Origin of the sequence: Mesorhizobium loti, from assembly GCA_014189435.1 — a bacterium.
In the GTDB taxonomy this organism is placed as follows: Bacteria; Pseudomonadota; Alphaproteobacteria; order Rhizobiales; family Rhizobiaceae; genus Mesorhizobium; species Mesorhizobium loti_G.
In genome coordinates this window covers 4,281,343-4,305,168 of the sequence record CP050293.1, presented here as the reverse complement: position 1 = coordinate 4,305,168, position 23,826 = coordinate 4,281,343, and the positions used below count along the sequence as shown (strand labels likewise).

19 protein-coding genes are annotated in these 23,826 nt (G+C 63.3%); 15 read left to right on the top strand and 4 right to left on the bottom strand.

The genetic code is table 11. From position 1 onward, the window contains the following. Positions 1–96 precede the first annotated feature (96 nt). The 14 genes from tssH (at position 97) to HB777_20955 (ending at position 18,495) form a co-directional block, all read left to right on the top strand. The gene (gene tssH / locus HB777_21020) at positions 97–2,892 is read left to right on the top strand and encodes a type VI secretion system ATPase TssH (protein QND66149.1); all 2,796 of its coding nucleotides are present in this window, start codon (positions 97–99) and stop codon (positions 2,890–2,892) included. Between the two features lie 368 nt (positions 2,893–3,260). Then, complete coding sequence (locus HB777_21015) at positions 3,261–4,796, top strand: carbohydrate kinase (GenBank protein QND66148.1); 1,536 nt, start codon at positions 3,261–3,263, stop codon at positions 4,794–4,796. Next, positions 4,793–5,569: a DeoR/GlpR transcriptional regulator gene (locus HB777_21010; protein QND66147.1), complete on the top strand. Its 777-nt coding sequence runs from the start codon at positions 4,793–4,795 to the stop codon at positions 5,567–5,569. The genes HB777_21015 and HB777_21010 overlap by 4 nt, the downstream gene beginning before the upstream one ends. 50 nt (positions 5,570–5,619) lie before the next feature. Continuing rightward, the gene (locus HB777_21005) at positions 5,620–7,278 is read left to right on the top strand and encodes a glycerol-3-phosphate dehydrogenase/oxidase (GenBank protein ID QND68848.1); all 1,659 of its coding nucleotides are present in this window, start codon (positions 5,620–5,622) and stop codon (positions 7,276–7,278) included. Between the two features lie 427 nt (positions 7,279–7,705). Beyond that, the gene (locus HB777_21000; protein QND66146.1) at positions 7,706–8,716 is read left to right on the top strand and encodes a sugar-binding transcriptional regulator; all 1,011 of its coding nucleotides are present in this window, start codon (positions 7,706–7,708) and stop codon (positions 8,714–8,716) included. Between the two features lie 33 nt (positions 8,717–8,749). Then, positions 8,750–9,406, top strand: coding sequence for a DUF2291 domain-containing protein (locus tag HB777_20995; protein ID QND66145.1), 657 nt, complete (start codon positions 8,750–8,752; stop codon positions 9,404–9,406). Then, entirely contained in the window at positions 9,403–10,944 is a 1,542-nt protein-coding gene (locus tag HB777_20990) for a sugar ABC transporter ATP-binding protein (GenBank protein ID QND66144.1), read from the top strand. The genes HB777_20995 and HB777_20990 overlap by 4 nt, the downstream gene beginning before the upstream one ends. A gap of 26 nt (positions 10,945–10,970) precedes the next feature. Next, on the top strand, positions 10,971–12,104 hold the full coding sequence (locus tag HB777_20985; protein QND66143.1) for an ABC transporter permease: 1,134 nt from the start codon (positions 10,971–10,973) through the stop codon (positions 12,102–12,104). 32 nt (positions 12,105–12,136) lie between these two features. Then, a complete protein-coding gene (locus tag HB777_20980) occupies positions 12,137–13,084 on the top strand; it encodes a D-ribose ABC transporter substrate-binding protein (GenBank protein QND66142.1) in 948 nt (315 codons plus the stop codon). A gap of 102 nt (positions 13,085–13,186) precedes the next feature. Continuing rightward, positions 13,187–14,746: a carbohydrate kinase gene (locus tag HB777_20975; GenBank protein ID QND66141.1), complete on the top strand. Its 1,560-nt coding sequence runs from the start codon at positions 13,187–13,189 to the stop codon at positions 14,744–14,746. Beyond that, on the top strand, positions 14,743–16,260 hold the full coding sequence (locus HB777_20970) for a glycerol-3-phosphate dehydrogenase (GenBank protein QND66140.1): 1,518 nt from the start codon (positions 14,743–14,745) through the stop codon (positions 16,258–16,260). The genes HB777_20975 and HB777_20970 overlap by 4 nt, the downstream gene beginning before the upstream one ends. Next, the gene (locus HB777_20965) at positions 16,260–17,198 is read left to right on the top strand and encodes an erythrose 4-phosphate dehydrogenase (protein QND66139.1); all 939 of its coding nucleotides are present in this window, start codon (positions 16,260–16,262) and stop codon (positions 17,196–17,198) included. Before HB777_20970 ends, HB777_20965 begins: the two co-directional genes overlap by 1 nt. A gap of 57 nt (positions 17,199–17,255) precedes the next feature. Then, on the top strand, positions 17,256–18,023 hold the full coding sequence (locus tag HB777_20960) for a triose-phosphate isomerase (protein QND66138.1): 768 nt from the start codon (positions 17,256–17,258) through the stop codon (positions 18,021–18,023). Positions 18,024–18,057: 34 nt separating this feature from the next. Then, positions 18,058–18,495 carry an RpiB/LacA/LacB family sugar-phosphate isomerase gene (locus HB777_20955; GenBank protein QND66137.1) on the top strand — a complete coding sequence of 146 codons (438 nt, stop codon included), beginning with the start codon at positions 18,058–18,060 and terminating at the stop codon, positions 18,493–18,495. A gap of 35 nt (positions 18,496–18,530) precedes the next feature. Here HB777_20955 and dhaL read toward each other — a convergent pair whose 3' ends face one another. From dhaL to HB777_20935, 4 genes are all read right to left on the bottom strand, one after another. Continuing rightward, positions 18,531–19,172, bottom strand: coding sequence for a dihydroxyacetone kinase subunit L (gene dhaL / locus HB777_20950; protein ID QND66136.1), 642 nt, complete (start codon positions 19,170–19,172; stop codon positions 18,531–18,533). 27 nt (positions 19,173–19,199) lie between these two features. Continuing rightward, positions 19,200–20,207: a dihydroxyacetone kinase subunit DhaK gene (dhaK, locus tag HB777_20945; GenBank protein ID QND66135.1), complete on the bottom strand. Its 1,008-nt coding sequence runs from the start codon at positions 20,205–20,207 to the stop codon at positions 19,200–19,202. A 130-nt stretch (positions 20,208–20,337) separates the two neighbouring features. After that, complete coding sequence (locus tag HB777_20940; protein ID QND66134.1) at positions 20,338–21,672, bottom strand: four-carbon acid sugar kinase family protein; 1,335 nt, start codon at positions 21,670–21,672, stop codon at positions 20,338–20,340. A gap of 4 nt (positions 21,673–21,676) precedes the next feature. Then, a complete protein-coding gene (locus HB777_20935; protein QND66133.1) occupies positions 21,677–22,927 on the bottom strand; it encodes a ribulose 1,5-bisphosphate carboxylase in 1,251 nt (416 codons plus the stop codon). A gap of 185 nt (positions 22,928–23,112) precedes the next feature. Here HB777_20935 and HB777_20930 point away from each other — a divergent pair, with 185 nt between their 5' ends. Then, positions 23,113–23,826, top strand: a complete 714-nt coding sequence (locus HB777_20930) for a transcriptional regulator NanR (GenBank protein ID QND66132.1) — start codon at positions 23,113–23,115, stop codon at positions 23,824–23,826.

Below are 23,826 nucleotides of genomic sequence, written 5' to 3'. Positions count from 1 at the left end.
TTTCCACAAATGGAAGGGGCACTGTCCACCACGCGCTTTGTCAAGTGACGGCTTATGTGGCAGGTTATCGACTGGCAGATTGCAGGAGCACGTTCGATGGAACAGCGCCGGTCATCGCAGACCTTCAAACGCAAGGAACTGGTCGGCAAGCTCAATCCTGTCGGTGTGCGCGCCTTCAAGGCCGCGGCCGACACCGCCAAACTGCGCGGCAATCCTTACGTCGAACTCGTCCACTTCATTGAGCAACTGGTGCTTTCCGACCGCTCGGATGTGCAAATGATAATCGCCGATGCGGGCGTGGATACGAGCCGGCTCACCGCTGACATGACCCGCGCCGTCGACAAGCTGCCCTACGGCGCAACGTCGATCGAGGAATTTTCCGACCATATCTTCCATGCCATCCAGGAAGCCTGGAACCTGGCGACGCTCGAGTTCGGCGTCGAGGAAGTCCGCAGCGCCCATATTCTCCTTGCGTGCCTGAAGACGCCGGTGCTGGAAGGCCTGCTGTCGAAGATCAGCGGCGAGTTTGACAAGATCGACGCCGCCGCGGTCATCGCGCGGTTCGCCGATGTGATGGAGGGCTCGCTCGAAGCTGGCGCCTCGACCACTGTCTCTGCCGCAGAGGCGCCGAAGCGGCCCCCTGGCGGGGATTCGGCGCTGGCGAAATACGCTACCGACCTGACCCAGCGCGCCCGCGACGGCAAGATCGATCCGGTCGTCGGCCGCGATCCGGAGATCAGGCAAATCGTCGATATCCTGATGCGACGCCGGCAAAACAACCCGATCCTGACCGGTGAGGCCGGCGTCGGCAAGACCGCGGTCGTCGAGGGCTTTGCCTTGCGTATTGCAGCAGACGACGTGCCGCCCACACTGCAAGGCGTCAGTGTGCGCATGCTCGATGTCGGATTGATGCAGGCGGGTGCAAGCGTGAAGGGCGAGTTCGAAAAACGGCTGAAGGCGGTCATCGATGAGGTGCAGTCTTCCGAAACGCCGGTCATCCTGTTCATCGATGAGGCCCACACCTTGATTGGCGCAGGCGGCGCGGCTGGAACCGGTGACGCGGCCAATCTCTTGAAGCCGGCGCTGGCGCGCGGCGAATTGCGTACGATCGCGGCAACGACCTGGGCCGAATACAAGCAGCACATCGAGAAAGACCCGGCGCTGACCCGCCGCTTCCAGGTGGTAAAAATCGACGAGCCTTCGGAGGCGGTGGCCGTTCTCATGTTGCGCGGTGTCGCCGGCGTTCTGGAGCAGCACCACAAGGTGCAGATACTGGATGAGGCGATCGAAGCGGCGGTCGGCCTGTCGCATCGCTACATCCCGGCGCGGCAACTGCCTGACAAGGCGGTGAGCCTTCTCGACACCGCTTGCGCCCGTGTCGCCATATCGCAGCACGCTACACCGGCCGAGGTCGAGGACATCATCCGTCGCCGCCAGGCGCTGGAGGTCGAGCGCGGCATCATCGGCCGTGAGGCCGCGATCGGCATCGAGGTGAACGACCGGCAGGCACGGGTCGACACCGGGCTGGCCGAAACCGAAGTCACGCTCGCAGCCGCGCAGGGGCGTTGGGATCGGGAAAAGGCACTCGTTGCCGAGATACTCGAACTGCGTGCCAGGCTGCGCGGCGAAGGTGTGCCGCTCGATGCGGTGGAGACGCCGGAGACCAATAGCGAAACGGCACGCGCGGACGCGGCTGAGGCTCAGCCAACCAAGAGCGAAACGCCCAAGACTAAACCGACCAAGACCAAAACAGCCAGACCCGACGTGGAGGCATCGGCGGCTGCCGATGCTCCTCCACCCGATCCGGTCGCCGATCTCTCCCGCTTGCGCGAACTGATGGCCGAACTGGCCGAGGCGCAAGGCGAGACGCCGTTGATCCTGCCGTCGGTCGACCGCAACGCCGTGGCGGCGGTTGTTCAGGATTGGACCGGCATCCCGACGGGGAGGATGCTGTCCAGTCAGACCGAAAAGGCACTCAAGCTCGCAACCACGCTTTCGGAGCGGGTCGTCGGCCAGGATCACGCCATGGAGATGATCGCCAAACGCGTGCAAACCAGCCGCGCCGGGCTCGGCGCGCCGGAAAAGCCGGTGGGCGTGTTCCTGCTCTGCGGCCCCTCGGGCGTCGGCAAGACCGAAACCGCCTTGGCCTTGGCCGAAACGCTCTACGGCGGGGAGCAGAACCTGATCTCGATCAACATGTCCGAATTCCAGGAGGCGCACACGGTCTCGACCTTGAAGGGGGCGCCGCCTGGATATGTCGGCTACGGCAAGGGTGGCATCCTGACCGAGGCGGTCCGCCGCAAACCCTATTCGGTGATCCTGCTCGACGAGGTCGAAAAGGCGCATCCGGACGTGCACGAAATCTTCTTCCAGGTCTTCGACAAGGGGATGATGGACGACAGCGAGGGCCGGCGCATCGATTTCAAGAACACGCTGATCCTGCTCACCTCGAATGTCGGCTCCGAAGTCATCATGGATCGCACCAGGAATGGCACGCTGCGGGCAGGGCTCGACGATCTGGACACAGCGCTGCGCAGCCCGTTGCTGAAGGTCTTCCCTGCGGCCTTTCTCGGCCGCGTGGTGACCATTCCCTACTATCCGCTCTCGGATTCGATGATCGAAGCGATCACCCGCCACCAGTTCGCCAAGATCGCTCGCCGGCTGCGTGCGACCAACGATGCGGAATTGGTGATCGGCGATGGCGTCATGGATCTGGTCAAGGCCCGCTGCACCGAGATCGAATCCGGCGGGCGGATGATCGATGCCATTTTGACCAACACGCTTCTGCCAGAATTGAGCCGTGGCGTGCTGAACCGGTCGCTAGAGGGCGAAAAGATGACGAAGGTGACGGTTGGCGCCTCCAAGGAGGGCTTCACCTATTCCTTCGAGTAGCTTCTGAAGCATCGGCAACCGAGGCTTGCCGGCGCGCGCAGCGCCGGGCGAACGAGGCCGATCTATGGCGTGCCCGTCGGTTGATTGAACGATCTGGGTGGGATATTTTACCGGCAAGAAAATTCAATCAAATCAGCCATTTTTGTAGTCAGTCATCGCTTACAATGCCCGTTTCGACGGATGCGATAAAAGAATTGTCTCATATATTGACGTTAAATTAACACCGAGATATGGTTCGTTTGACTCATTGGGCACCCGTCGCTTGTATCACCGTTGCTCGTCGATCGTCGCTATGTCTGTCACCCCTGTCCCAGCCTGCAGGATTGCCTTGCAGTGCGCATCGCCAGTCGCTGAAAGAGGCGGTGACCATGCCCAGCCTGCTCGGAATCGATAACGGTCTCACGGTCACCAAGGCGGTGATCTTCGATGCCGATGGCACGCAGTTGTCCGTGGCGCGTCGACGGGTTCCGCAGTCGATGCCCCATGCGCGCTGGGTGGAGCGCGACATGGCCGGCCTCTGGCAAGCGACCGCCGATGCGATCAAGGAAGCGATCGCGCTGTGTGGCCGCCCGGCGGACGACATCAGGGCGGTGGCGGCGACCGCGCATGGCGACGGTCTCTATTTGCTCGACAAGGATCGTCGGCCGCTAGGCCCCGGGATCCTGTCGCTCGACAGCCGCGCTGGCGAGATTGTCGAACGATGGTCGGCGGACCGGGTCTTCGAAGACGCGTTGGCGCGCACCGGCCAGGCGCCGCATGTCTCGGCGCCGTCGGCGCTGCTGGCCTGGATCAGGAAGAACCAACCCGACCGCTATGGGCGCATCGGGCATATACTGGCCTGCAAGGACTGGCTGCGCTTTTGCCTGTCGGGCACGATCGGCACCGACCGTACCGAGGCCAGCACCTCATTCACGGATTTCCGCACGCAGGCCTTCGCGCCGGAAGCGATGCGCATCTTCGGACTGGACGATCTGTTCGACGCGCTGCCGCCGATGGCGCACTCCGCCGAGATCGTCGGCCACGTCACCGCCGAGGCCGCCGAAATGACCGGCCTGGCCAAGGGAACGCCGGTCGCGTGCGGACTGCATGACGTGACCGCCTCCGCGCTCGGCATGGGCGGCCATGAGGAGGGCGTGCTTGCGATCGTCGCCGGGACCTATTCCATCAACGAAGTCGTTTCGTCAGAGCCGCGCGTCGATCCGCGCTGGTTCTGCCGCAACGCCATCGACGCAGGCCTCTGGAACAACATGGCGATCTCGCCGGCCTCGACCGCGAATTACGACTGGTTTCTCGACACGTTCTGCCGCTCGGAGCAGGAAAAGACATCGGTCGATGGCGGCTCGATCCACGAGTTTCTGGCAGCAGAGATCGACACGGCGCTGAAGAAGCCCTCGACCATCCTGTTTCATCCCTATCTGTTCGGCTCCCCTTTTGGCGATGTCGCCAGCGGCAGCTTTGTCGGCCTGCACGGCTGGCATACCCGCGGCGATATGCTGAAGGCGGTTCTGGAGGGCATAGCCTTCAATCACCGCACCCATGTAGAAGCCTTGCGCGAGGGCTTTGCTATCAGCGAGATACGCCTGACCGGCGGCGGTTCGCGCAATCCGGCTTTCGTCCAGATGTTTGCCGACGTGCTGAACGCCCCGGTCACCATCACCTCGACCGACGAGGCCGCGGCCTTCGGCACTGCCCTTTGCGCGGGTGCCGCGGTCGGCATCTTCGCGACACCGCAACAAGGCGCCAGGCAGGTCGGCATGACGGCGCGCCAATACGAACCAGTGCCGGCCTCGAGTGCTGTGTTCAACGAGCGCTTTTCTCTCTATGGCCGCATAGCCGGTGCGCTCGAACCGCATTGGCCGGAGATCGAGAAGCTGGCGCGGCCAGACACTTGGGGGACTGCATGATCAAGGCCGACGAACGGCGCGAAGAGATCGCCGACTATGTGATCAAGCTCGGCCAGGTGCGCATCGACGATTTGGTCGAGCATTTCGGCGTATCGCGCATGACCATCCACCGGCACATCGACCGGTTGGCGCAGCAGGGCGTGCTGCGCAAGCTGCACGGTGCGGTGACGGTCCAGCCTTCCGGCCTTTACGAAAGCGCCTTCCGCTACCGGGTGACGGTCAACCGGGCCGAGAAGGATGCACTGGCGCGGGCAGCACTCGATTATGTCGAGGCCGGCCAGGTGGTGATGCTGGACGATTCCTCGACGGCAAACGCCGTCGCGACACTGCTGCTCGACATCAAGCCGCTGACCGTCATCACCAACTCCGTGGCGACGGCATCACTGTTGACCAATGTCGACGATATCGATTTCATCTGTCTCGGCGGCCAGTACCACGGCACCTACAACGCCTACATAGGCATCGTCTGCGAGAACGCCGTGGCGCAGCTGCGCGCCAATGTGCTGATCTGTTCGGCTTCGGCCATCACCGGAACCACGGCCTTCATCCAGGACCCCAATGTCGTGCGGGTCAAGCAGGCGATGATGGCTGCATCGGTCAAGCGCATCCTTCTGATCGACCACGCCAAGTTCGACAGGATCGCACTGCATGTCTTCGACGATCTGACCAATTTCGACGTCGTGCTGGCGACCGAAGGCCTGGGCGAGGCGCGGGCGCAAGCCCTCGAACGGGCTGGCGTGAAGCTGCGCATCGTCAAGACGAAAGTACTATGAGCTCAAGCGAAGGAACATTTACGGAGAATCCCGCCGGGCGTTTGGCCGCCATGGCCGGGACCGGCGAAGTCGACGTCGTCATTCTTGGCGCCGGCATCAACGGAGCAGGGTTGTTCCGCGATCTGTGCGCGCAAGGCGTCAGCTGCCTGATCGTTGACAAGGCGGATTTCGGCTCGGGCACCAGTGCCGCGCCATCGCGGCTCATTCATGGCGGCTTGAAATATCTCGAAACCGGCGAGTTCGGGCTGGTGGCGCAGTCGACGCTCGAACGCAATCTGCTTTTGAAGAACGCGCCGCACTATGTCAGCCCGCTGCCGACCGTCATCCCGATCTTCTCCTGGAGCAAGGGCGTGCTGGCGGCGTTGCGGACGCTGTTCGGCTCGACCAGCGCGCCGCGTAGCCGCGGCGCCATCCTGATCAAGATCGGCCTGATGATCTATGATTTCTATGGCTCGCGAAACCAGGTCATGCCGCGTCACCGCATGGTCGGGCGGCGCCAGGCGCTCAGTGAGATGCCGGCGCTCAATCCCTCGATCGTCGCCACCGGCACCTATTACGACGCCAAGATAAGCCACCCCGAAAGGCTGGTGCTCGAACTGATCCTCGATGGGCTGCAGGCAAACCCGGCCTCGGCCGGCGCGAATTACACGGCGCTGGTGAAGTCCGCCAATGGCGTGCTGACCTTCCAGCCGGAGAATGGCGCGGCCTTTTCGGTGCGGCCGAAGCTGGTGGTCAATGCCGCCGGTCCCTGGATCGACGATGTCAACGAATTGCTTGGCGCGCCGTCGAAGATGATCGGCGGTACCAAGGGCTCGCACATCCTGCTGAAGCATGACGAACTGGTCAGAAGCCTGGCCGGGCGCATGCTGTATTTCGAAGCCGACGACGGCCGCATCTGCCTCGTCTACGACTATCTCGGCCTGGCGCTGGTCGGCTCCACCGACATCAAGGCCGATAATCCCGACGCGGTGCGCTGCGAGCCTGACGAAGTCGAGTACCTGCTCGACAGCGTGCGGACGCTGCTGCCGGGAATGGCGTTCGAGCGCGGCCAGATCGTCTATGCCTATAGCGGCATCAGGCCGCTGCCGGCCTCGGATGCATCGCTGCCCGGGCTGATCAGCCGCGATCACTCGGCCCCGGTCGCCGAGCCGGATCGGAACAGGCCTTTCGCGGTCATTTCGCTGATCGGCGGCAAATGGACGACCTTTCGTGGCTTTGCCGAGGAAGTCGCCGACACCGTGCTCGTCCGCCTGCAGCGCAGCCGCAAGGTGACGACGCAAGCGATGCCAATCGGCGGCGGCAGGGACTTCCCGGCCGATGCCGCAGCACGAGCAAGTTGGCTGGCTCTGGCTCACTCGGAGACGGGCGCTGAAGAACGGCGTCTCGATGAGCTGCTGTCGCGATATGGCACCAGAGCCACGCAGATCGCCACGCATGGGCCGGATGATGAGGATCGGCTGCCGGATTCAGAAAACTACAGCCGGTCGGAAATTGACTACATCGTCCGCAACGAGTTCGTCGAACATCTGGCTGATATCGTCATGCGCCGCAGCACCCTGGCGATATCAGGCTCCCTGACAGGCCGCGACCTGCAGGAGATTGCCGCGATTGCCGGACGGGCGCTGGGCTGGAGCGCTGGGCGCCTTGCAGGGGAAGTCGAGGCCGCGATTGTGGAGCTTGAGGGCCGGAACCTGATGCGGTTGGGCTGATCACTCCGTCGCCGCTGCCCTTTTCATAAGGCAATCCGATCGGTTTGCCCAAGGATGCGCCACATCCGCAAATCACCCAACTCACAGACGGATTGGGATTTTTCTGTGAGTGGATATTATTCATCAAAAACAAAATGTTGATGAAAAATTGGATGGCAATGAGCTGTGCAATTAGGTTGGCGTCAATAGGATATAACACAGATTGACGTTAATTTAACACCATTGTATGGTCGAATAATATGATTAGGTCCTAATAGGTCGATGTTGCCTGCCGAAACGCCGGCATGCCGGCGTTTCGGGAAGGGGCGAGACCTGTGAATTCCACGCGGGGCGTATGCGCTAGATCCGGCGAGGGATTGACAGTGATGCAGGGATGTGAAAATTTTTGCACACAAAGATAATAATATCATCTCAGGGAGGAGATGGCTTGAAATCCGGCGGAACCGCTAACCGCGATCACGAGTCCAGCCTCGCCACCCGCGCGGCCTGGCTTCACTATGCGGGGGGTCTTACGCAGGCCCAGGTGGCCAAGCGGCTCGGCCTGACCAGCCTCAAGGCGCATCGGCTCATCACCCGGGCCACCCAGGATGGTCTGGTCAGGGTGATCATCGACGGCGACGTCGGCGAATGCATCGACCTCGAGCAGCAGCTGATCGATGCTTACGGGCTCGACTATTGCGAGGTCGTTCCCGATCTCGATCAGGACGAGCTGCCGTTGAAAGCGCTTGGCATCGCCGGCGCGCAGTTTCTGAAGCGCGAGATCGATCGCGGCGAGGACATGCTGATCGGCGTCGGCCATGGCCGCACCCTTGCCGCAAGCGTCGAGTATCTGACGCGCACCGCCGCCGCCCATATCCGTTTCGTTTCGCTGCTTGGCGGTGTGACGCGCAAATTCGCGGCCAACCCGCACGACGTCATGCATCGTCTGGCCGAGCGGACCGGCGCGCAGGCCTATGTGATGCCGGTGCCCTTCGTCGCCAACACCGCCGAGGACCGTGAGGTGCTGCTTGGCCAGCGCGGCATCAGCGATGTCTTCGACCTCGCGAGCCGGTCCGACCTGATGTTCGTCGGCATAGGCACAGCCGAGCGGGAAGCCTCGCTGGTCGCCACCGGCATGATCGAACATTCCGAAATCGACGAGGTCAAACGCGATGGCGGCGTCGGCGAGCTGCTCGCCCACTTCTTCGACGATAAAGGCCGTCCGGTGGAAACGGCACTGTCGGACAGAATTCTGGCGCTTCCGCGGGACCAGTTGAAAGGCCGCCGGATCGTCGCCGTCGCCGGCGGCAAGGTGAAAGTACGCGCCATCAAGGCGGTGCTCGAAAGCCGTTATCTGAGCGGCCTGATCACCGATGAGTCCACCGCCCGTGCCCTTGTCGAACAAAACCAATCCAATGGTGCGGAGCGCCATGTGAACGGAGGATCGTCAAATGCGTGACAAGCGCGGATCAGCTTTGCTGGCGGTTGCGTCATGAGCGCGAAGGCCGCCACTGCATCGGCCAGGCCGGCCTCGCCCGGCCTGCGTCGCGCACTTGCCGGCGCTGCGGCTGTCGTCCTGCTCGGCGCCATGGCGCTCGACACCAAGGTGGTCAGGATCGGGTCGGCAGGCGACGTTCGCAGCGCCGTGTTTTCCGCCGCTGACTACGGCAAGTCGGAATTTCCCAAAGTGCAGGCCGATGTCGATGCGCGCGCCGCCGACGCGGTGACCGTGGCGGCGGCGATCGCCAAGGACAGGGCGACGGCCGAGAAGGAATACGGCGTGCCTGCGGGCGTCGGACCGGTCATCTCGGTCAAGTTCAGCGGCGTCGTCGGCGAAGGAAAATCGGGCATCTACAAGGTCGCCGTCGACGGTGTGCCCGACACGCTGATGATCCGCGTGCAGACGGGACCGGCGATTAACGGCACCGAGCTTCGTGACGCCACCGGCAAGATCACATTCGGACAGTTCACCAACCAGATCGAATATCAGGACGCCGGTTCGGCGCTGAACAACGAGATGAAGAAGGAAGTGCTGGCCAAGGTCGATGCGAGCGCCTTGACCGGCAAGACCATATCGGTGGTCGGCGCGTTCAAGCTGGTCAATCCGAAGAGCTGGCTGGTCACTCCCGTGAGGCTGGACGTCAAATGAGACCGGCTGCCGACATCGGACCCGCGAATGGCGACGCCGTGCTTTCGGCGCGCAACATCGTCATGTCGTATGGCGGCGTTCATGCGCTCAAGGGTGTCAATTTCGACATCCATCGCGGCAAGGTCACCACGCTGTTTGGAGAGAATGGCGCCGGCAAGTCGACGCTGATGAAGATCCTGTCCGGCGTGGTCACGCCGACATCCGGCGACATCGTGCTCGACGGCAATCTCGTCAGCTTTTCCTCATCCTCGGACGCGCGCGATCGCGGCATTTCGATCATCCACCAGGAACTCAGCCTGGCGCCCAACCTCAGCGTTCGCGACAACATCTTCATGGGCCGCGAACTGCGCACCAGGACCGGCCTCGACTTCGCCGAGGAGCAGCGCCAGGCGCGCGCGCTGATGGCCGACCTTGAAGAGGACATCGACCCGATGACCCTGGTCGAGGATCTGCGCCTCGGCCAACAGCAGATCGTCGAGATCGCGCGGGCATTGTCGGTCGACTCGCGCATCCTGATCATGGACGAGCCGACCTCCGCGCTTAGCGCAACCGAGGTGGAAGTTCTGTTCAAGGTGATCCGCGATCTGACCAGCCGTGGCGTCTCCATCGTCTACATTTCACATCATCTCGAAGAGGCGTTGCAGATCACCGACTACGCCGTCGTACTGCGCGACGGCGCGATAACGGCGACGGCTGAAGCCAGGGACATCGACCTCGAGTGGATCGTGCGCAACATGGTCGGTGAGAACTTCGACCTCGGTTCGCCGCCGACCGGCCATGCGTTCGGCGGGGTCGCCCTGTCTATCGAGGATGTCAGCGTCGTCGACACTTCGGGCTCAGGCTATTCCGTCGTCGATCACCTGTCGCTGGACGTGCGGGCAGGCGAGATCGTCTGCATCTACGGGTTGATGGGCGCCGGGCGCACGGAGTTGCTGGAAGCCGTCGCCGGACGGGTGCCGATGGCGGGCGGCCGCGCGCTTCTGGAAGGCGAGGACGTTTCGGGGCTGAGCATTGCCCAGCGCATCTCCAGAGGTCTTGTGCTGGTCCCCGAGGATCGCCAGCGCGACGGGCTGGTGCAAACCATGACCGTCGGCCGCAACCTTTCGCTCGCCAGCATCGAGGCGTTCGCCAGGGGGCTGTTTCTGTCCCGCTCCAGGGAGCGAGAGCTGGTCGAGGACTCGATCCGCAAGGTGACCGTCAAGACCGCCGGCGGCAACGCCATGATCGGATCGCTGTCGGGCGGCAATCAGCAGAAAGTCGTCATCGGCAAGATGCTGACGACCAACCCCAAGGTCATCCTTCTCGACGAGCCGAGCCGCGGCATCGATGTCGGCGCCAAGGCCGAAGTCTTCCGCTTGCTGAGCGAACGCGCCGCTCAAGGCCTTGCCGTCGTCTTCTCGACCTCGGAGGTCAACGAGTGCCTCAGCATTGCGCACCGCATCGTCGTCATGCGCAGGGGCAGGATTTCAGCCGAATTCGGCGCCAACGCCACCAAAGAGCAGATCATGGCCGCCTCCGGCGAAGCCGTGGTCGCCTGATCACCAGAATTTCGGAGCCCAGACCCATGACCGATGTCAGCCAGGCCAGAAAACAGTCCAGTCCAAGCGCGGGCGGCGAAGGCTTCGATCTCGCCAAGCTGCTGCTCGAGGGCCGGGCATTCTTTGCCCTGATCGTCATCATCGTCGTGTTTTCGATCCTGTCGCCCTACTACCTCTCGGTGGCGAACTTCCTGACCATGGCCTCGCATGTCGCCATCTTCGGAATTCTCGCCGTCGGCATGCTGCTCGTCATCCTCAATGGCGGCATCGACCTGTCGGTGGGGTCGACACTGGGCTTGGCCGGTGTCGTCGCCGGCTTCCTGATGCAAGGGGTGACGCTGACCTGGCTGGGCGTCGTCCTCTATCCGCCGGTCTGGGTGGTCGCGGTGCTGGCCTGCATGCTGGGCGCCGTTGTCGGGCTGATCAACGGCGTGCTCATCGCGCGCTTCAAGGTTCCGGCGTTCGTCGCCACGCTCGGCGTCATGTACATGGCGCGCGGCCTGGCGCTGCTTATGACCAGCGGTCTGACCTACAACAATCTCGGCGGCAAGCCGGAGCTCGGAAACACCGGCTTCGATGCGCTTGGCTTCAACCGCCTGTTCGGCGTGCCGACCGGTGTCGTGGTTCTCGTGGTCATCGCGCTGATCGGCAGCATCGTCCTGAACCGCACCGCTTTCGGGCGCTGGCTCTACGCCTCGGGCGGCAATGAGCGCGCGGCCGAACTGTCCGGCGTCCCGGTCAAGACGGTGCAGATATCCGTCTATGTGCTGTCAGGTATCTGCGCCGCCATTGCAGGCCTGATCCTGTCCTCGCAACTGACCTCGGCGGGGCCGACCGCTGGCACCACCTACGAACTGACGGCCATCGCGGCCGTCGTCATCGGCGGCGCGGCGCTGACCGGCGGCCGCGGCAACATCCGCGGAACCCTGCTCGGGGCCTTCGTCATCGGCTTCCTGTCCGACGGTCTGGTGATCATCGGCATCTCATCCTACTGGCAGACAGTGTTCACCGGCGCCGTCATCGTGCTCGCCGTGCTGCTCAATGCCGTTCAGTATCGCCGCCGCAGCAAGCTCCCAAGCGCGACAGGTGGCCAACCGACTTCTCAGAAACGGGGGAAGGCCGAAACGGCCAATCCTGCCCAAGGGAAGACTGCCAGGTGAACTGGCAGCAACACCGCGTAATCATTGGAGGAATGTACATGAGAACCATGCTGAAAAGTCTGCTTGCCGCCGCGATGGTCGTCGGGTTCACGGCCGCCGCGTCGGCTGCGGGCCTGATCTCGATCATCGTCAACGATCCGGCCAACCCCTACTGGCTGACCGAGGGCAACGTCGCCAAGGCCGAGGCCGAGAAGCTCGGCTACACGGCCAATGTCGGCGCCCACAAGGGCGATACCAACACGGAAAGCAACCTGATCGACACCGCCATCATCAACAAGTCGGTGGCGATCATCCTCGACCCGGCCAACGCCGATGGTTCGGTCGGCGCGGTGAAGAAGGCGATTGCCGCCAACATCCCGGTTTTCCTCGTCAATGCCGAGATTAACCAGGAAGGCCTCGCCAAGGGGCAGCTCGTCTCCAACAACGCGCAGGGTGCTGCTCTCGGTGCCCAGCAGTGGGTGCAGGCCGTCGGTGAAAAGGGCAAATATGTCGAACTGCTCGGCGCCCCCTCGGACAACAATGCCGCCACGCGCTCGAACGGTTACGCGACTGTGCTGAGCCAGTATCCGGATCTCGAAAAGGCTGCCTCGCAGGTCGCCAACTGGGATCGTACCCAGGGCCACGACAAGATGCAGAGCATGCTTCAGGCCAATCCCGACATCATCGCCGTGATCAGCGGCAATGACGAAATGGCTCTCGGCGCGGTTGCGGCGCTGAAGGAAGCCGGCAAGCTGGCTGGCATCAAGGTCGGCGGCTTCGACGGCTCCCCTGACGCGGTTGCGGCGATCAAGTCCGGCGAACTGCAGTACACCGTGCTGCAGCCGGTCGCCATCTTCTCGGCCAAGGCCGTGCAGCAGGCGGACTCGTTCATCAAGACGGGCGCCACCGGTGCGGCGACCGAGAAGCAGCTGTTCGATTGCCTTCTCATCACCAAGGACAATGTCGACAAGTACACGGCACCCTTCGTGCTGTCGGAATGAAACCTGCGCAGGGGGTGTCCTTGCGGACACTCCCTGCCTCTTCTACGAGATGACAAAGACTGCCTTCGTGACCTGTCTTCTTAACCAACCGGAATTTGCGGCATGAAAGACCTGCTGATCGGCATCGACGCGGGAACGTCGGTGATCAAATCGGTCGCTTTCGATCTGTCCGGGCGGCAGCTCGCCATGACATCCGTGCCCAACAGCTTCGCCACGCTGGAAGGCGGTGGCGCCGAGCAGGACCTCGATCAGACATGGCGCGACATGGCGCGGACCGTTCGCGATCTCGCGGCCAAAATCCCCGACCTCGCGCAACGAACCGCGGCGGTTGCCATCACCGGGCAGGGCGACGGAACCTGGCTGATCGATGGCGACGGCTTGCCGGTCTCGCGCGCCTGGCTGTGGCTCGACGCCCGTGCCGGACATCTGGTCGACGAGATGCGCGCCGATCCCCGGGATCGCAGGCGGTTCGAGCTGACCGGCACGGGTCTCAATTCCTGCCAGCAAGGCGCCCAACTTGCCTTCATGAAAAGGAACAATCCGGACTTGCTGGAGCGGGCGGCGACCGCACTGCATTGCAAGGATTGGCTCTACTTCAAGATGACGGGCGAACGCGCCACGGATCCCTCCGAAGGGACCTTCACTTTCGGCGATTTTCGGTCGCGCACCTATTCCGACGAAGCCCTCGACATCCTGGATCTGACGACGCATCGCCGCCTGTTGCCGCCCATGCTCGAAGGCACCACCGACCATCATCCGCTGTCGCGATCGGCGGCAGGGGAGACCGGCCTGCTCGAAGGCACGCCGGTGGTGCTGGGTTACGTCGATATGGTCATGACGGCTCTCGGAGCCGGCCTCTATGATCCCTCAGGCAATGTCGGCTGCACGGTCATCGGCTCGACCGGCATACACACGCGCTTCGCCGCCACTCCCGACGATGTCGTGCTGAACGGCGATGGCTCAGGCTACACGATCGCCATGCCCGTTCCGGGTGGCTATGCGCAATTGCAGTCCAACATGGCGGCGACGCTCAACATCGACTGGCTGCTTGGCCTTGCGCGCGACGTGCTCGCCACGGCTGGCGGCAAACCTTCCCATGACGAGTTGCTGAAAGCACTCGATGTCTGGGTGGAGGCATCGGAGCCGGGATCGCTGATTTACCAGCCCTACATATCGCTGGCCGGCGAAAGAGGGCCGTTCGTCGACCCTGACGCACGCGCGGGTTTCATCGGCCTTTCGGTCAAGCACGGCTTTGGCGATCTGGCACGCGCCGTGCTTGAGGGATTGGCCTTCGCTGCACGCGATTGCTACCAGGCGATGGGCGCCGTGCCGGGCGAGATCCGCCTGTCGGGCGGCGCCGCGCGCAGCCCGTCGCTACGCCGCATCATAGCAGCGGCGACCCGGGCGCAAGTGCGCACGAGCAGCCGCCAGGAAGCCGGTGCTGCTGGCGCCGCGATGATGGCGGCGGTCGGCCTCGGCGTCTACGGCTCCATGGAAAACTGCGCCGCCGAGTGGGTGACGCCGCTTCTCGGCGACTGCGATGCCTATGACGAGGCGCTTTCGCAAACCTACGATGCGCTCTTCCCTTCCTTCGTTGCGGCGCGTCAGGCGCTTCGGCCGGTGTGGAAGGGCATGGCGCACCGCACAGGAGCAAGATCTTGAGCAATACAACAGATGTCGTCGATCTCTTCGTGATCGGTGGCGGCGTCAATGGGGCCGGCATAGCGCGTGACGCGGCAGGGCGCGGGCTGTCCGTCATCCTGTGCGAAAAGGACGATCTCGCCCAAGGCACCAGTTCGCGCTCCGGCAAGCTGGTGCATGGCGGCTTGCGCTACCTCGAATATTACGAATTCCGGTTGGTTCGCGAAGCGTTGATCGAACGCGAGGTGCTGCTCGAGGCGGCGCCGCACATCATCTGGCCGATGCGCTTCGTTCTTCCGCACAGCCCGCAGGACAGGCCGGCATGGCTGGTCCGGCTCGGCCTGTTTCTCTACGACCATCTTGGCGGCCGTAAACGCCTGCCGGGGACAAGAACGCTGAACCTGAGGACAGCACCGGAAGGCGCGCCGATCAAGGACGAGTTCAGGCGTGGTTTCGAATACTCCGACTGCTGGGTCGACGATGCGCGACTGGTGCTGCTCAACGCGCTGGACGCCAAGCAGCGCGGCGCCAGGGTGCTCACGCGCACGGCTTGTGTCGCGGCGCGCCGCGAAGACGGCCTATGGTCGATCGACATGCAGGACGGCCGCACGGGTGCGATGACGAAGGTCCGCGCGCGGGCGCTGGTCAATGCGGCAGGACCTTGGGTCAACGACATTGTCAGCCGCGTTGCCGGGCAGAATTCGACGCGCAATGTTCGCCTGGTGAAAGGCAGCCATATCGTCGTGCCCAAATTCTGGGAGGGGCGGCAGGCCTATCTCATTCAGAACAACGACAAGCGGGTGATCTTCGTCAATCCCTATGAGAACGATCTGGCGCTGATCGGCACGACCGACATTCCCTACGAAGGCAGGCCCGAGGAAGTGGCCGCCGAGGCAAGCGAAGTCGATTATCTGATCAAGGTGGTCAATCGCTATTTCAAGCGACAGCTGACGCCACAGGACGTGGTCTATAGTTTCTCGGGCGTGCGCCCGCTCTATGACGACAATGCCGACAATCCAAGCGCGGTGACGCGCGACTATATTTTCGAACTCGACGCCTCCAATGGCAACGCGCCGCTGCTTTCGGTGTTCGGCGGCAAGATCACCACCTTCCGCAAGCTGTCCGAACATGCGCTGGAAAAGATCCAGCCGTTCTTTCCGGCGATGAAGAAAGCCTGGACGGCCAAAATTCCCTTGCCGGGGGGCGACCTGCCCAATGCGGATTTCGAGCAGTTCCTGAGCGATCTGCATTCCGAGTTTTCATGGCTCAGCCCGTCGCTGGTGAAGCATTACGCGCGAACCTATGGCACCCGCGCCAAACAATTGCTCGCCGGCGCGCATGGCGAAGCGGACCTCGGTCGCCGCTTCGGGCCCGATCTGTATGAACGGGAGGCAAGGTTCCTGGTCGAGACCGAATGGGCCGGCACATCAGCCGATATCCTGGAACGCCGCACCAAACATGGCCTGCATATCAACGCAGCCGAGCGGCAGGCATTCGAAGACTGGTTCAGTAACATCTTGGCGACGGCAGACTGATGGCCTTCACGCTTTCCCTCAACACCAATCCACTGGTCAATCGCTTCGCCGATCCAGACGATTTGATCGACGCGATCGCCTATGGCATCGGCATCCGCGACGTGCAGCTGACGCATGAATTCGTCAATCCGGGCTGGCCGGCGGCGACGATTGCCAAGTTCCTGCGCCTGTTCAACAGGGCACTGGCGCGGACCGGCGTGCGGATCACCTCCGGCATGACCGGACCCTATGGCCGGCTCAACCATTTCGGCCACCCGGACGCGGATGTCCGGCGCTACTATGTCGACTGGTTCAAAACCTTCGCCGACATTTCCGCCGAGCTCGGCGCGTCCGGCATGGGCACGCAGTTCGCCATCTTCACCTACAAGGACTTTGACGATCCGCAACGGCGGGCGGCATTACTCGACATCGCGCTCGAATGCTGGCGCGAGGTGGCCGAGCACGCCAAGGCGGCGGGCCTGACCTACCTGTTCTGGGAGCCGATGTCGGTCGGCCGCGAGTTCGGCCACACGATCGAAAGCTGCATCACGCTGCAAGGCGCCATCGACGCGGCGAAGCTGCCCATCCCGATGAAGATGATGGTGGATATCGACCATGGCGATGTCACCTCGCCCGATCCCGCCGACACCGACCCCTATGCCTGGGCGAAGGCGTTTCCATTGCAGTCGCCGATCATCCATATCAAGCAGTCATCCATGAACAAGGGCGGCCACTGGCCGTTCACGGCCGCCTACAACAAGGACGGCCGCATACTTCCGCAAAAGCTGCTGGATGCGGTTCGGCAAGGTGGCGGAACCGACAATGAAATTTGCCTTGAACTTTCCTTCAGGGAGAGGGAACCGGTGGATCATCAGGTTATCGAGATGATCCGCGAGTCGGTGGATTTCTGGGCGCCTCATATCGACAGTGGCCGCGACAGTCTCAAGCCTCGAGCCTGAGCGGATACGTCGCCCGAAAGCCGGCTTCGGCCGCAAAAGGATCGAAGGAGAAAAAGAATGGCCCCATATTGGGTCGGCACGAGCTGGAAGATGAACAAGACGCTTGCCGAGGCGTTGCAGTTCGCCGATGCGCTGGCGGCCTTCGTGCCTGACTTCGATCCGACGATACAACCTTTCGTCATTCCGCCGTTCACCGCAGCGCGCCAGGTCAAGGCGGTACTGGCCAACACCCGCGTGAAGGTCGGCGCCCAGAACATGCATTGGGCCGATGCGGGCGCCTGGACGGGAGAGATTTCGCCGGTGATGTTGAAAGACTGTGGGCTGGATGTAATCGAGCTCGGCCACAGCGAGCGCCGCGAGCATTTCGGCGAAACGGATGCGACTGTGGGACTGAAGACGGCGGCTGCGGTCAGGCACGGTTTCGTGCCGCTGATCTGCGTCGGCGAGACGCTGGCTGAGCGTGAATCCGGCCGCGCCGAGGCGGTGTTGACGGCACAGGTTCTCGGCGCGCTGCAAGAGCTCAGCGGCGAACAGCTGAAGGCGGAAATCCTCTTTGCCTACGAGCCCGTCTGGGCAATCGGCGAGAAGGGCATTCCGGCAAGCGCCGACTATGCCGACAAGCAGCAGGCGCTGATCAAGCAGGTTGCCGCCGATCGGCTGCCGGCTGCCCCGCCTGTGCTTTACGGCGGCAGCGTCAATCCCGGCAACGCAGCCGAACTCATCGCCCAGCCGCATATCGACGGCCTGTTCATCGGCCGCTCGGCGTGGCAAGCGGAAGGCTATATCGACATTCTGAAAAAGGCATCGGCCGCCATCGCGCGCTGACCGCTAAAAGACGAAAGAAAAGGAGTTCATCATCATGAAGATCGCACTCGGAGCCGACAGTGCCGGCAAGCCGCTGCTCGATGTCATCGCCAAGCATCTCGCCACGAAGCCGGAGCTGCAGGTCGTCGACCTCAGCCAGGCCGGGTTCTACGCCGATATCGCCGCCGCGGTCGGCCACGAAATTCTCGACGGCAACTACGACCGGGCCATCCTGTTTTGCGGCACCGGCATCGGCGTCAGCATCTCCGCCAACAAGGTGCCGGGCATTCGCGCCGCATTGACCCACGATACCTATTCCGCAGAGCGCGCCGCCAAGTCCAACAACGCCCAGATCATCACCATGGGCGCCCGCGTCATCGGTCCCGAACTGGCGAAATCGATCGCCGACGCGTGGCTGGCCTCGGAGTTCGATCCGAATGGCCCGTCTGCCGCAAACGTGCAGGCTGTCGACAAGCTCGACGCCAAGCGCTGAAAGGCAACCGCCGAAAGATGAGGGTCCGCTGCTGATCAGTCGGTCAGGGCGGCCCGCAACGCCTCGATCACGGTGACGGCGGACGCGGCGCCTGGATCCATATGGCCAAGCGAGCGTTCGCCGAGGCGTGAGGCCCGGCCCTTGGTGGCGACCATCGCCTTGGTCGCTTCCGCACCTGCTTTTGCCGCCTGCGCTGCGGCCTCGAGACTGCCCGCCAGATCCTTGCCGGAGGCCAGCGCTTCGCCCGCCGCTTGCGCTGCCGGCGCCCATGCATCGATCATGGTTTTCTCGCCTGGCTCAGCCTTGCCGCGATCTTGAATGCCCTTGGCCATGGCCTGGAACAGGGCGACCACGTCCGCGTCGTCGAGCGTTGTCTTGCCCTTGACGGCGGCGGCGCCGCGCATGAGCGCGGTCGCATAGAGTGGACCCGAGGAGGCACCAACCGCATTCAGGAACGACTTTGCGGCGGTGTTCAGCAAGGTGGTCGGATCGGTCGCCCCGACATCGAGTGCGGCTACCGCATCGCGTGCCGCGGAAAATCCAAGTTCCATCGCAATGCCGTGGTCGGCATCGCCGATTACCCCGTCAAGCGCGCAAAGCCGGTCTCTGTCGGCTGACATGGCGGTTGCGATCCTTGCGAACATCGCAACAAGGCGGGCGGTGTCGATTGTCGTCATGCTATTGTCCCTTGACGAGGTGCAGGTTCAGCCGGCGCGAAACATGGCGCAGTCGCAAGGGTGATCCAGCATCGTCTGCAACTCGCCGTCGAGTTGGTGCAGCGTGATCGAGGCGCCCGCCATTTCGAGCGAGGTGCAGTAATTGCCGACCCAGCTTGCGTGGATGGACACACCGATGTCATCGAGCCTCTGCTTCACGCGCCGGTTCATGATGTAGAGTTCCATCAGTGGCGTCGAGCCCAACGAGTTGACGAGCACCGCGACCTTGTCGCCGCGCGTCGGCGCCATCTCGCCGAGGATCCTGTCCAGCATCTCGTCGGTGATCTCATCGGCTGTTTTCAATTTTTCGCGCGCGATGCCGGGCTCGCCATGGATGCCCATGCCGATCTCCATCTCGTCCGGCCCGATCTCGAAATTCGGCCGGCGGGTCTGCGGCAGCGAGCAGGGCGACAGCGCCACGCCCATGGTGAAAGTGTGGTCGTTGGCCTTGCCTGCGATACGCTCGCATTCGTCGAAGGACAGCATCCGGTCGCAGGCAGCACCCGCCGCCTTGAAGATGAAGAAATTGCCGGCAACGCCACGCCTCTTCTGCCGCTGGTCGCGAGGTGCCGAGGCGACGTCGTCGGTGCTCAGCACCGTGCGCACCTCGATGTCGTCCATCGCTGCCATCTCGGCGGCCATGTCGAAATTCATCACGTCGCCCGCATAGTTGCCGTACATGAACAGCACGCCGGCGCCGCCGCTGACTGCCTTGGCGCATTCGAGGATCGGGTCTGGCGGCGGCGAGGCAAAGACATTGCCGATGGCCGCCGCGTCAGCCAACCCCTTGCCGACGAAGCCGAGAAAGCTCGGCTCATGGCCCGAGCCGCCGCCAATCACGAGGCCCACCTTGCCCTGGCGCGGTCCGTCGCGGGCGATGATCGAGCGTGGACTGCCGTCCACACTTTTGAGATGGCGGGGATGCGCGGCGAGAATGCCTTCCAGCATCTCGTCGACGGCGCGGTTGCCGTCGTTGATGATCTTCTTGGTCTGCACCCGGCATCCTCCCGATTTCGGTATTTTCGCAGATAATACCGGGTGTTACCGGGATTTCCACCCAGCAAGGCGTATTTCGCGCGTTGAGGTGTTCCCGCTGGCCAGCACCCGGACGCAGGCACTGGCTGTTTCAACCGCCGAGGCCATCGCGGATGGCTGAGAAATAGCGATCGGTTCCGACCTGGCCGCCCTTGAGCGCAACCTCCAGCCCGTCGATCGCCTTGAGGCGCGAATGGGCAACGCAAAGCGGCGAGCCCGGCGAAGCGGGCAGCGGCATGCGAATTGTCAGGGCATCGACACCCATCTCGCCGAGTGCGTGGCTCGACGTGTCGCCGCCGGCAATGACCACGCGCCGCAGGCTCTGTTCGATCGTCAGCGCTCGAAGGATTTCTCCTAGGCCGCGGCCAAGCTTGTGGCGCGCGCCTTCCTGCCGGTCGATTTCGGCGCCCCTGTCGGCAGTGGGACCAAGCGCGGTGTAGAGGATGACGCTGCGCCCGGCTTGCAGACTGGCGCGGCCGCTTGCCATTGCGCGCGCGATCGCTTGCTGTGAGGCCTGCGAAACCAGCTCGACCGGATCGACCTCGATGCCGTCGAAACCATCGGTCAGGGCATGCCGGATCTGTCGTTCGGTGGTTGGCGAGCAACTGCCCGAAACGACGGCTATCCGCTCGGCAGCCCCCGGCGGCGTGAAGCCTGGTCCGGCGCTGACGATGCCATTCGACGCCCATTCGGCCAGCAACGCATACTCGACCCCGGACGAGCCGACGACAAAGGAACCGCCAGGCTTGCGGACGCGCCACAGCTCCTTGCCGGCCAGAGCCTGCGTGTCCAGATTGTCGACATCGATGAGCACGATGGCGGTGCCGTTTCCGATCAGGCGATCGAACGCCGCTGGCCGGGACGCGGACTGCAGCGTCGCAAGGTCGACCAGTCCGGAGCTTAGCGCCGTCTGCCGCGACAGGTGGATCAGCAGATCGGACTCATCCATCGGCGTCGTCGGGTGGCGGCTCATCACCGGGTGGCGGTCGATGCGAAAATAGTGGTCGCGATAGGCGGCGAACAGATGGCCGAAGGCGGTGTAGCGCTTGAGCTGCGGCGCGCCGACCAGCAGCGGCACGCTGTCTTGTGCGAACACCGAGCGGCCGATTTCGATCGCCCGGCCGATGCTGCCGATCGTCGGGCTGGAATCGAAGGTCGAGCAGACCTTGTAATGGCAGATCGCGGCCTTCCGGGTGTTCAGCCAGGCGAAGGCATCGCGCAGATGCGTGTCCATCCATTGCGGCGTCTCGCTGCGGCTGGTGCCGGCCAGTCCGATCGCCTGGCAATGCGCGAAGCGCGACAGCAAGGCCGCGTCCGGCTGGCGCATGAACAGCACGGTAGGCACGCCGCCGAGTTCGAGCGCCTCCATGACATCGGTCGAGCCGGTCAGGTCGTCGCCATAATAGGTGAGAAGCAGGTCCTGCATGGCTTCAGGCTGCCTTGCCGTCGCCGAATTTTTCGATCGACCGCGCCAGTTCGGGATGGTTGAGGGCGAAGTCGGCAAGTGGAATGCCGTCGACCGCCGCTTGCCACGCCTGCTGCACGGCGCGCACGCCGGCGCCCGGCCCGTCCGGGTGGCTGACGATGCCGCCGCCGCAGAGATAGAGAAGATCGACCGTGCGTCCGGTCCGCGCATATGTCTCAGGTGCCTGGCCGCCCCACTGGCCGGAGCCGGCGACCGGCAAGGCGCAGTCCTCAGGCGAAAAGATTGGTGTCGTCACCGCTTTGAAGGATTCGACGAATGAGTCATCCGGTTCCCAGTATTTCGAGGCGATGCCGTTGATCTGGAACTGGTCGACGCCGAGCAGCCGCCAGAACTGCTGCCAGACCTTGAAGTCCATGCCGAGGCCCGGGTGGCGCGTGAGGATGTCCCAGCCGTTGCGATGGGCGTGCAGCACCAGGCTGGAGCGTTTTCTCAGGAACGCCATGCCGCCGAGCCCGATCGAATTGATGTTGATAACAGCGCAATTGCCGCCGGCCTTCGCCACCAGATCGTGGTTGCGCATCATCTCGTCCGGATCGGCATGCGAGACGCCGAAGGCATACATGACCTTCTTGCCGGTCTTCTGCTCGTGATCGAGGATGAGCGGCATGATCGCCTTCACCCGCTCGGCCAGCGGCGAATAGGCCGGGCTCATCAGCTTTTCATCGTCCTTGATGAAATCGACGCCGGCGGCGATCAGTTCCGCCACCATTGCCGCCGTCTCATGTGGCCTCAAGCCCAGCGCCGGCTTGACGATCGTGCCGATGATCGGGCGGTCCGTCACACCGGTCAGCCGCCGGCTGCCGGCGACACCGAACTGTGGGCCGGGATGCGCGCCGCGAAAATCCTCCGGCAGCTTCATGTCGACGACGCGGATGCCGGTGAGGCCCTTGATCGAATAGGTGCCGCCGATGCCGATCGTCATCAGCGCCGAAAGGTCGGTGCCGATGGCATCGAACGGAAAGGCGATGTCGACGTCTGCGCGCTTGAACGGCCCCTTGCCGTCATCGGGAAGCGACGGCCGCTCGGCGTCGGGCAGGGGCCGGATCGCCAGCACGCGCGCCGCCACCCGGGCCTTCAACTCCTCGGTCTCGCCAGGCAACGCGACGAAGGTGCCGGTCGACTGGTCGCTGGCGATCTTGGCCGCCAGCGCTTCGATGCTTGCAGGCGTTTCGATGCGATAGGTGAGGGTGATCATGGTCTGCTGTCTCAGGCCGAGGCGTTCGAAAAAGGTTCACCAGTGGTCTAAATCTGGTATAATGAGTACATAAGTATTGCAAGGCATATCCGGCTGGAAGTTTTAGGCAGGTCGTCAGATGGCAATTTCCAGGAAATGTGGCGGCAGTGTTAGATAGGGCCGGGTCAAGGGAGTGATTCGCGACGATGAACCGTTCGGAACCGATTGTCCGGCGCAAGCTTTCCGACGAGGTCTTCTTGCGGCTGAAGCGGCTGATCACCAGCGGCGAGCTGACGCCGGGCGACGATATGCCGTCGGAGCGTGAGCTGATGGAGCGCTTCGAGGTCGGCAGGCCGGCGATCCGCGAGGCGATGCAGGCGCTGAGCAATATGGGCCTGGTCGCGATCTCGCATGGCGAACGCGCCAAGGTGCTGCAGCTGACCGCCAAGTCGATCATCAAGCAGGTCGATGGCGCCGCCAAGATCATCCTGTCGTCCTCAAAGGACACGCTTGAGCACCTGAAGACCGCGCGCATCTTTTTCGAGCGCGGCATGGTCCGGGAAGCAGCCGAAAAGGCCACAGCCGAGGACGTGCAGCGGCTCAGGGCCACCGTTGCCGAACAGCGCGGCTTTCGTGGCGACTCCGAAGCCTTCATATCCGCCGACATGAAATTCCATACCCAGATCGCCGCGATCTCCGGCAACCCGATCTATGTCGCCGTCAGTGAGGCGATGCTGGGCTGGCTGAAGGAATACCACACCGAAATGCTGATCTGGACCGGCAAGGAAAAGTTCACACTGACCGAACACGAAGAGATCATCGGCCGCATCGAGAAGAAGGATGCCGACGGCGCCGAGAAGGCGATGATCAAGCATCTCGAGCGCTCGCGCGCGCTCTATGTGATGAACTCCGAAAAGTAG

Bases quoted from the DNA above. Each gene is read 5' to 3' on its own strand.
- HB777_20990 (QND66144.1), top strand. From the start codon at position 9,403: ATGAGACCGGCTGCCGACATCGGACCCGCGAATGGCGACGCCGTGCTT.
- HB777_20955 (QND66137.1), top strand. From the start codon at position 18,058: ATGAAGATCGCACTCGGAGCCGACAGTGCCGGCAAGCCGCTGCTCGAT.
- HB777_20995 (QND66145.1), top strand. From the start codon at position 8,750: ATGAGCGCGAAGGCCGCCACTGCATCGGCCAGGCCGGCCTCGCCCGGC.
- HB777_20960 (QND66138.1), top strand. From the start codon at position 17,256: ATGGCCCCATATTGGGTCGGCACGAGCTGGAAGATGAACAAGACGCTT.
- HB777_20975 (QND66141.1), top strand. From the start codon at position 13,187: ATGAAAGACCTGCTGATCGGCATCGACGCGGGAACGTCGGTGATCAAA.
- HB777_20940 (QND66134.1), bottom strand. From the start codon at position 21,672: ATGCAGGACCTGCTTCTCACCTATTATGGCGACGACCTGACCGGCTCG.
- HB777_20980 (QND66142.1), top strand. From the start codon at position 12,137: ATGTACATGAGAACCATGCTGAAAAGTCTGCTTGCCGCCGCGATGGTC.
- HB777_20965 (QND66139.1), top strand. From the start codon at position 16,260: ATGGCCTTCACGCTTTCCCTCAACACCAATCCACTGGTCAATCGCTTC.
- HB777_20935 (QND66133.1), bottom strand. From the start codon at position 22,927: ATGATCACCCTCACCTATCGCATCGAAACGCCTGCAAGCATCGAAGCG.
- HB777_20930 (QND66132.1), top strand. From the start codon at position 23,113: ATGAACCGTTCGGAACCGATTGTCCGGCGCAAGCTTTCCGACGAGGTC.
- tssH (QND66149.1), top strand. From the start codon at position 97: ATGGAACAGCGCCGGTCATCGCAGACCTTCAAACGCAAGGAACTGGTC.
- HB777_20985 (QND66143.1), top strand. From the start codon at position 10,971: ATGACCGATGTCAGCCAGGCCAGAAAACAGTCCAGTCCAAGCGCGGGC.
- dhaL (QND66136.1), bottom strand. From the start codon at position 19,172: ATGACGACAATCGACACCGCCCGCCTTGTTGCGATGTTCGCAAGGATC.
- HB777_21010 (QND66147.1), top strand. From the start codon at position 4,793: ATGATCAAGGCCGACGAACGGCGCGAAGAGATCGCCGACTATGTGATC.
- HB777_21015 (QND66148.1), top strand. From the start codon at position 3,261: ATGCCCAGCCTGCTCGGAATCGATAACGGTCTCACGGTCACCAAGGCG.
- HB777_21005 (QND68848.1), top strand. From the start codon at position 5,620: ATGGCCGGGACCGGCGAAGTCGACGTCGTCATTCTTGGCGCCGGCATC.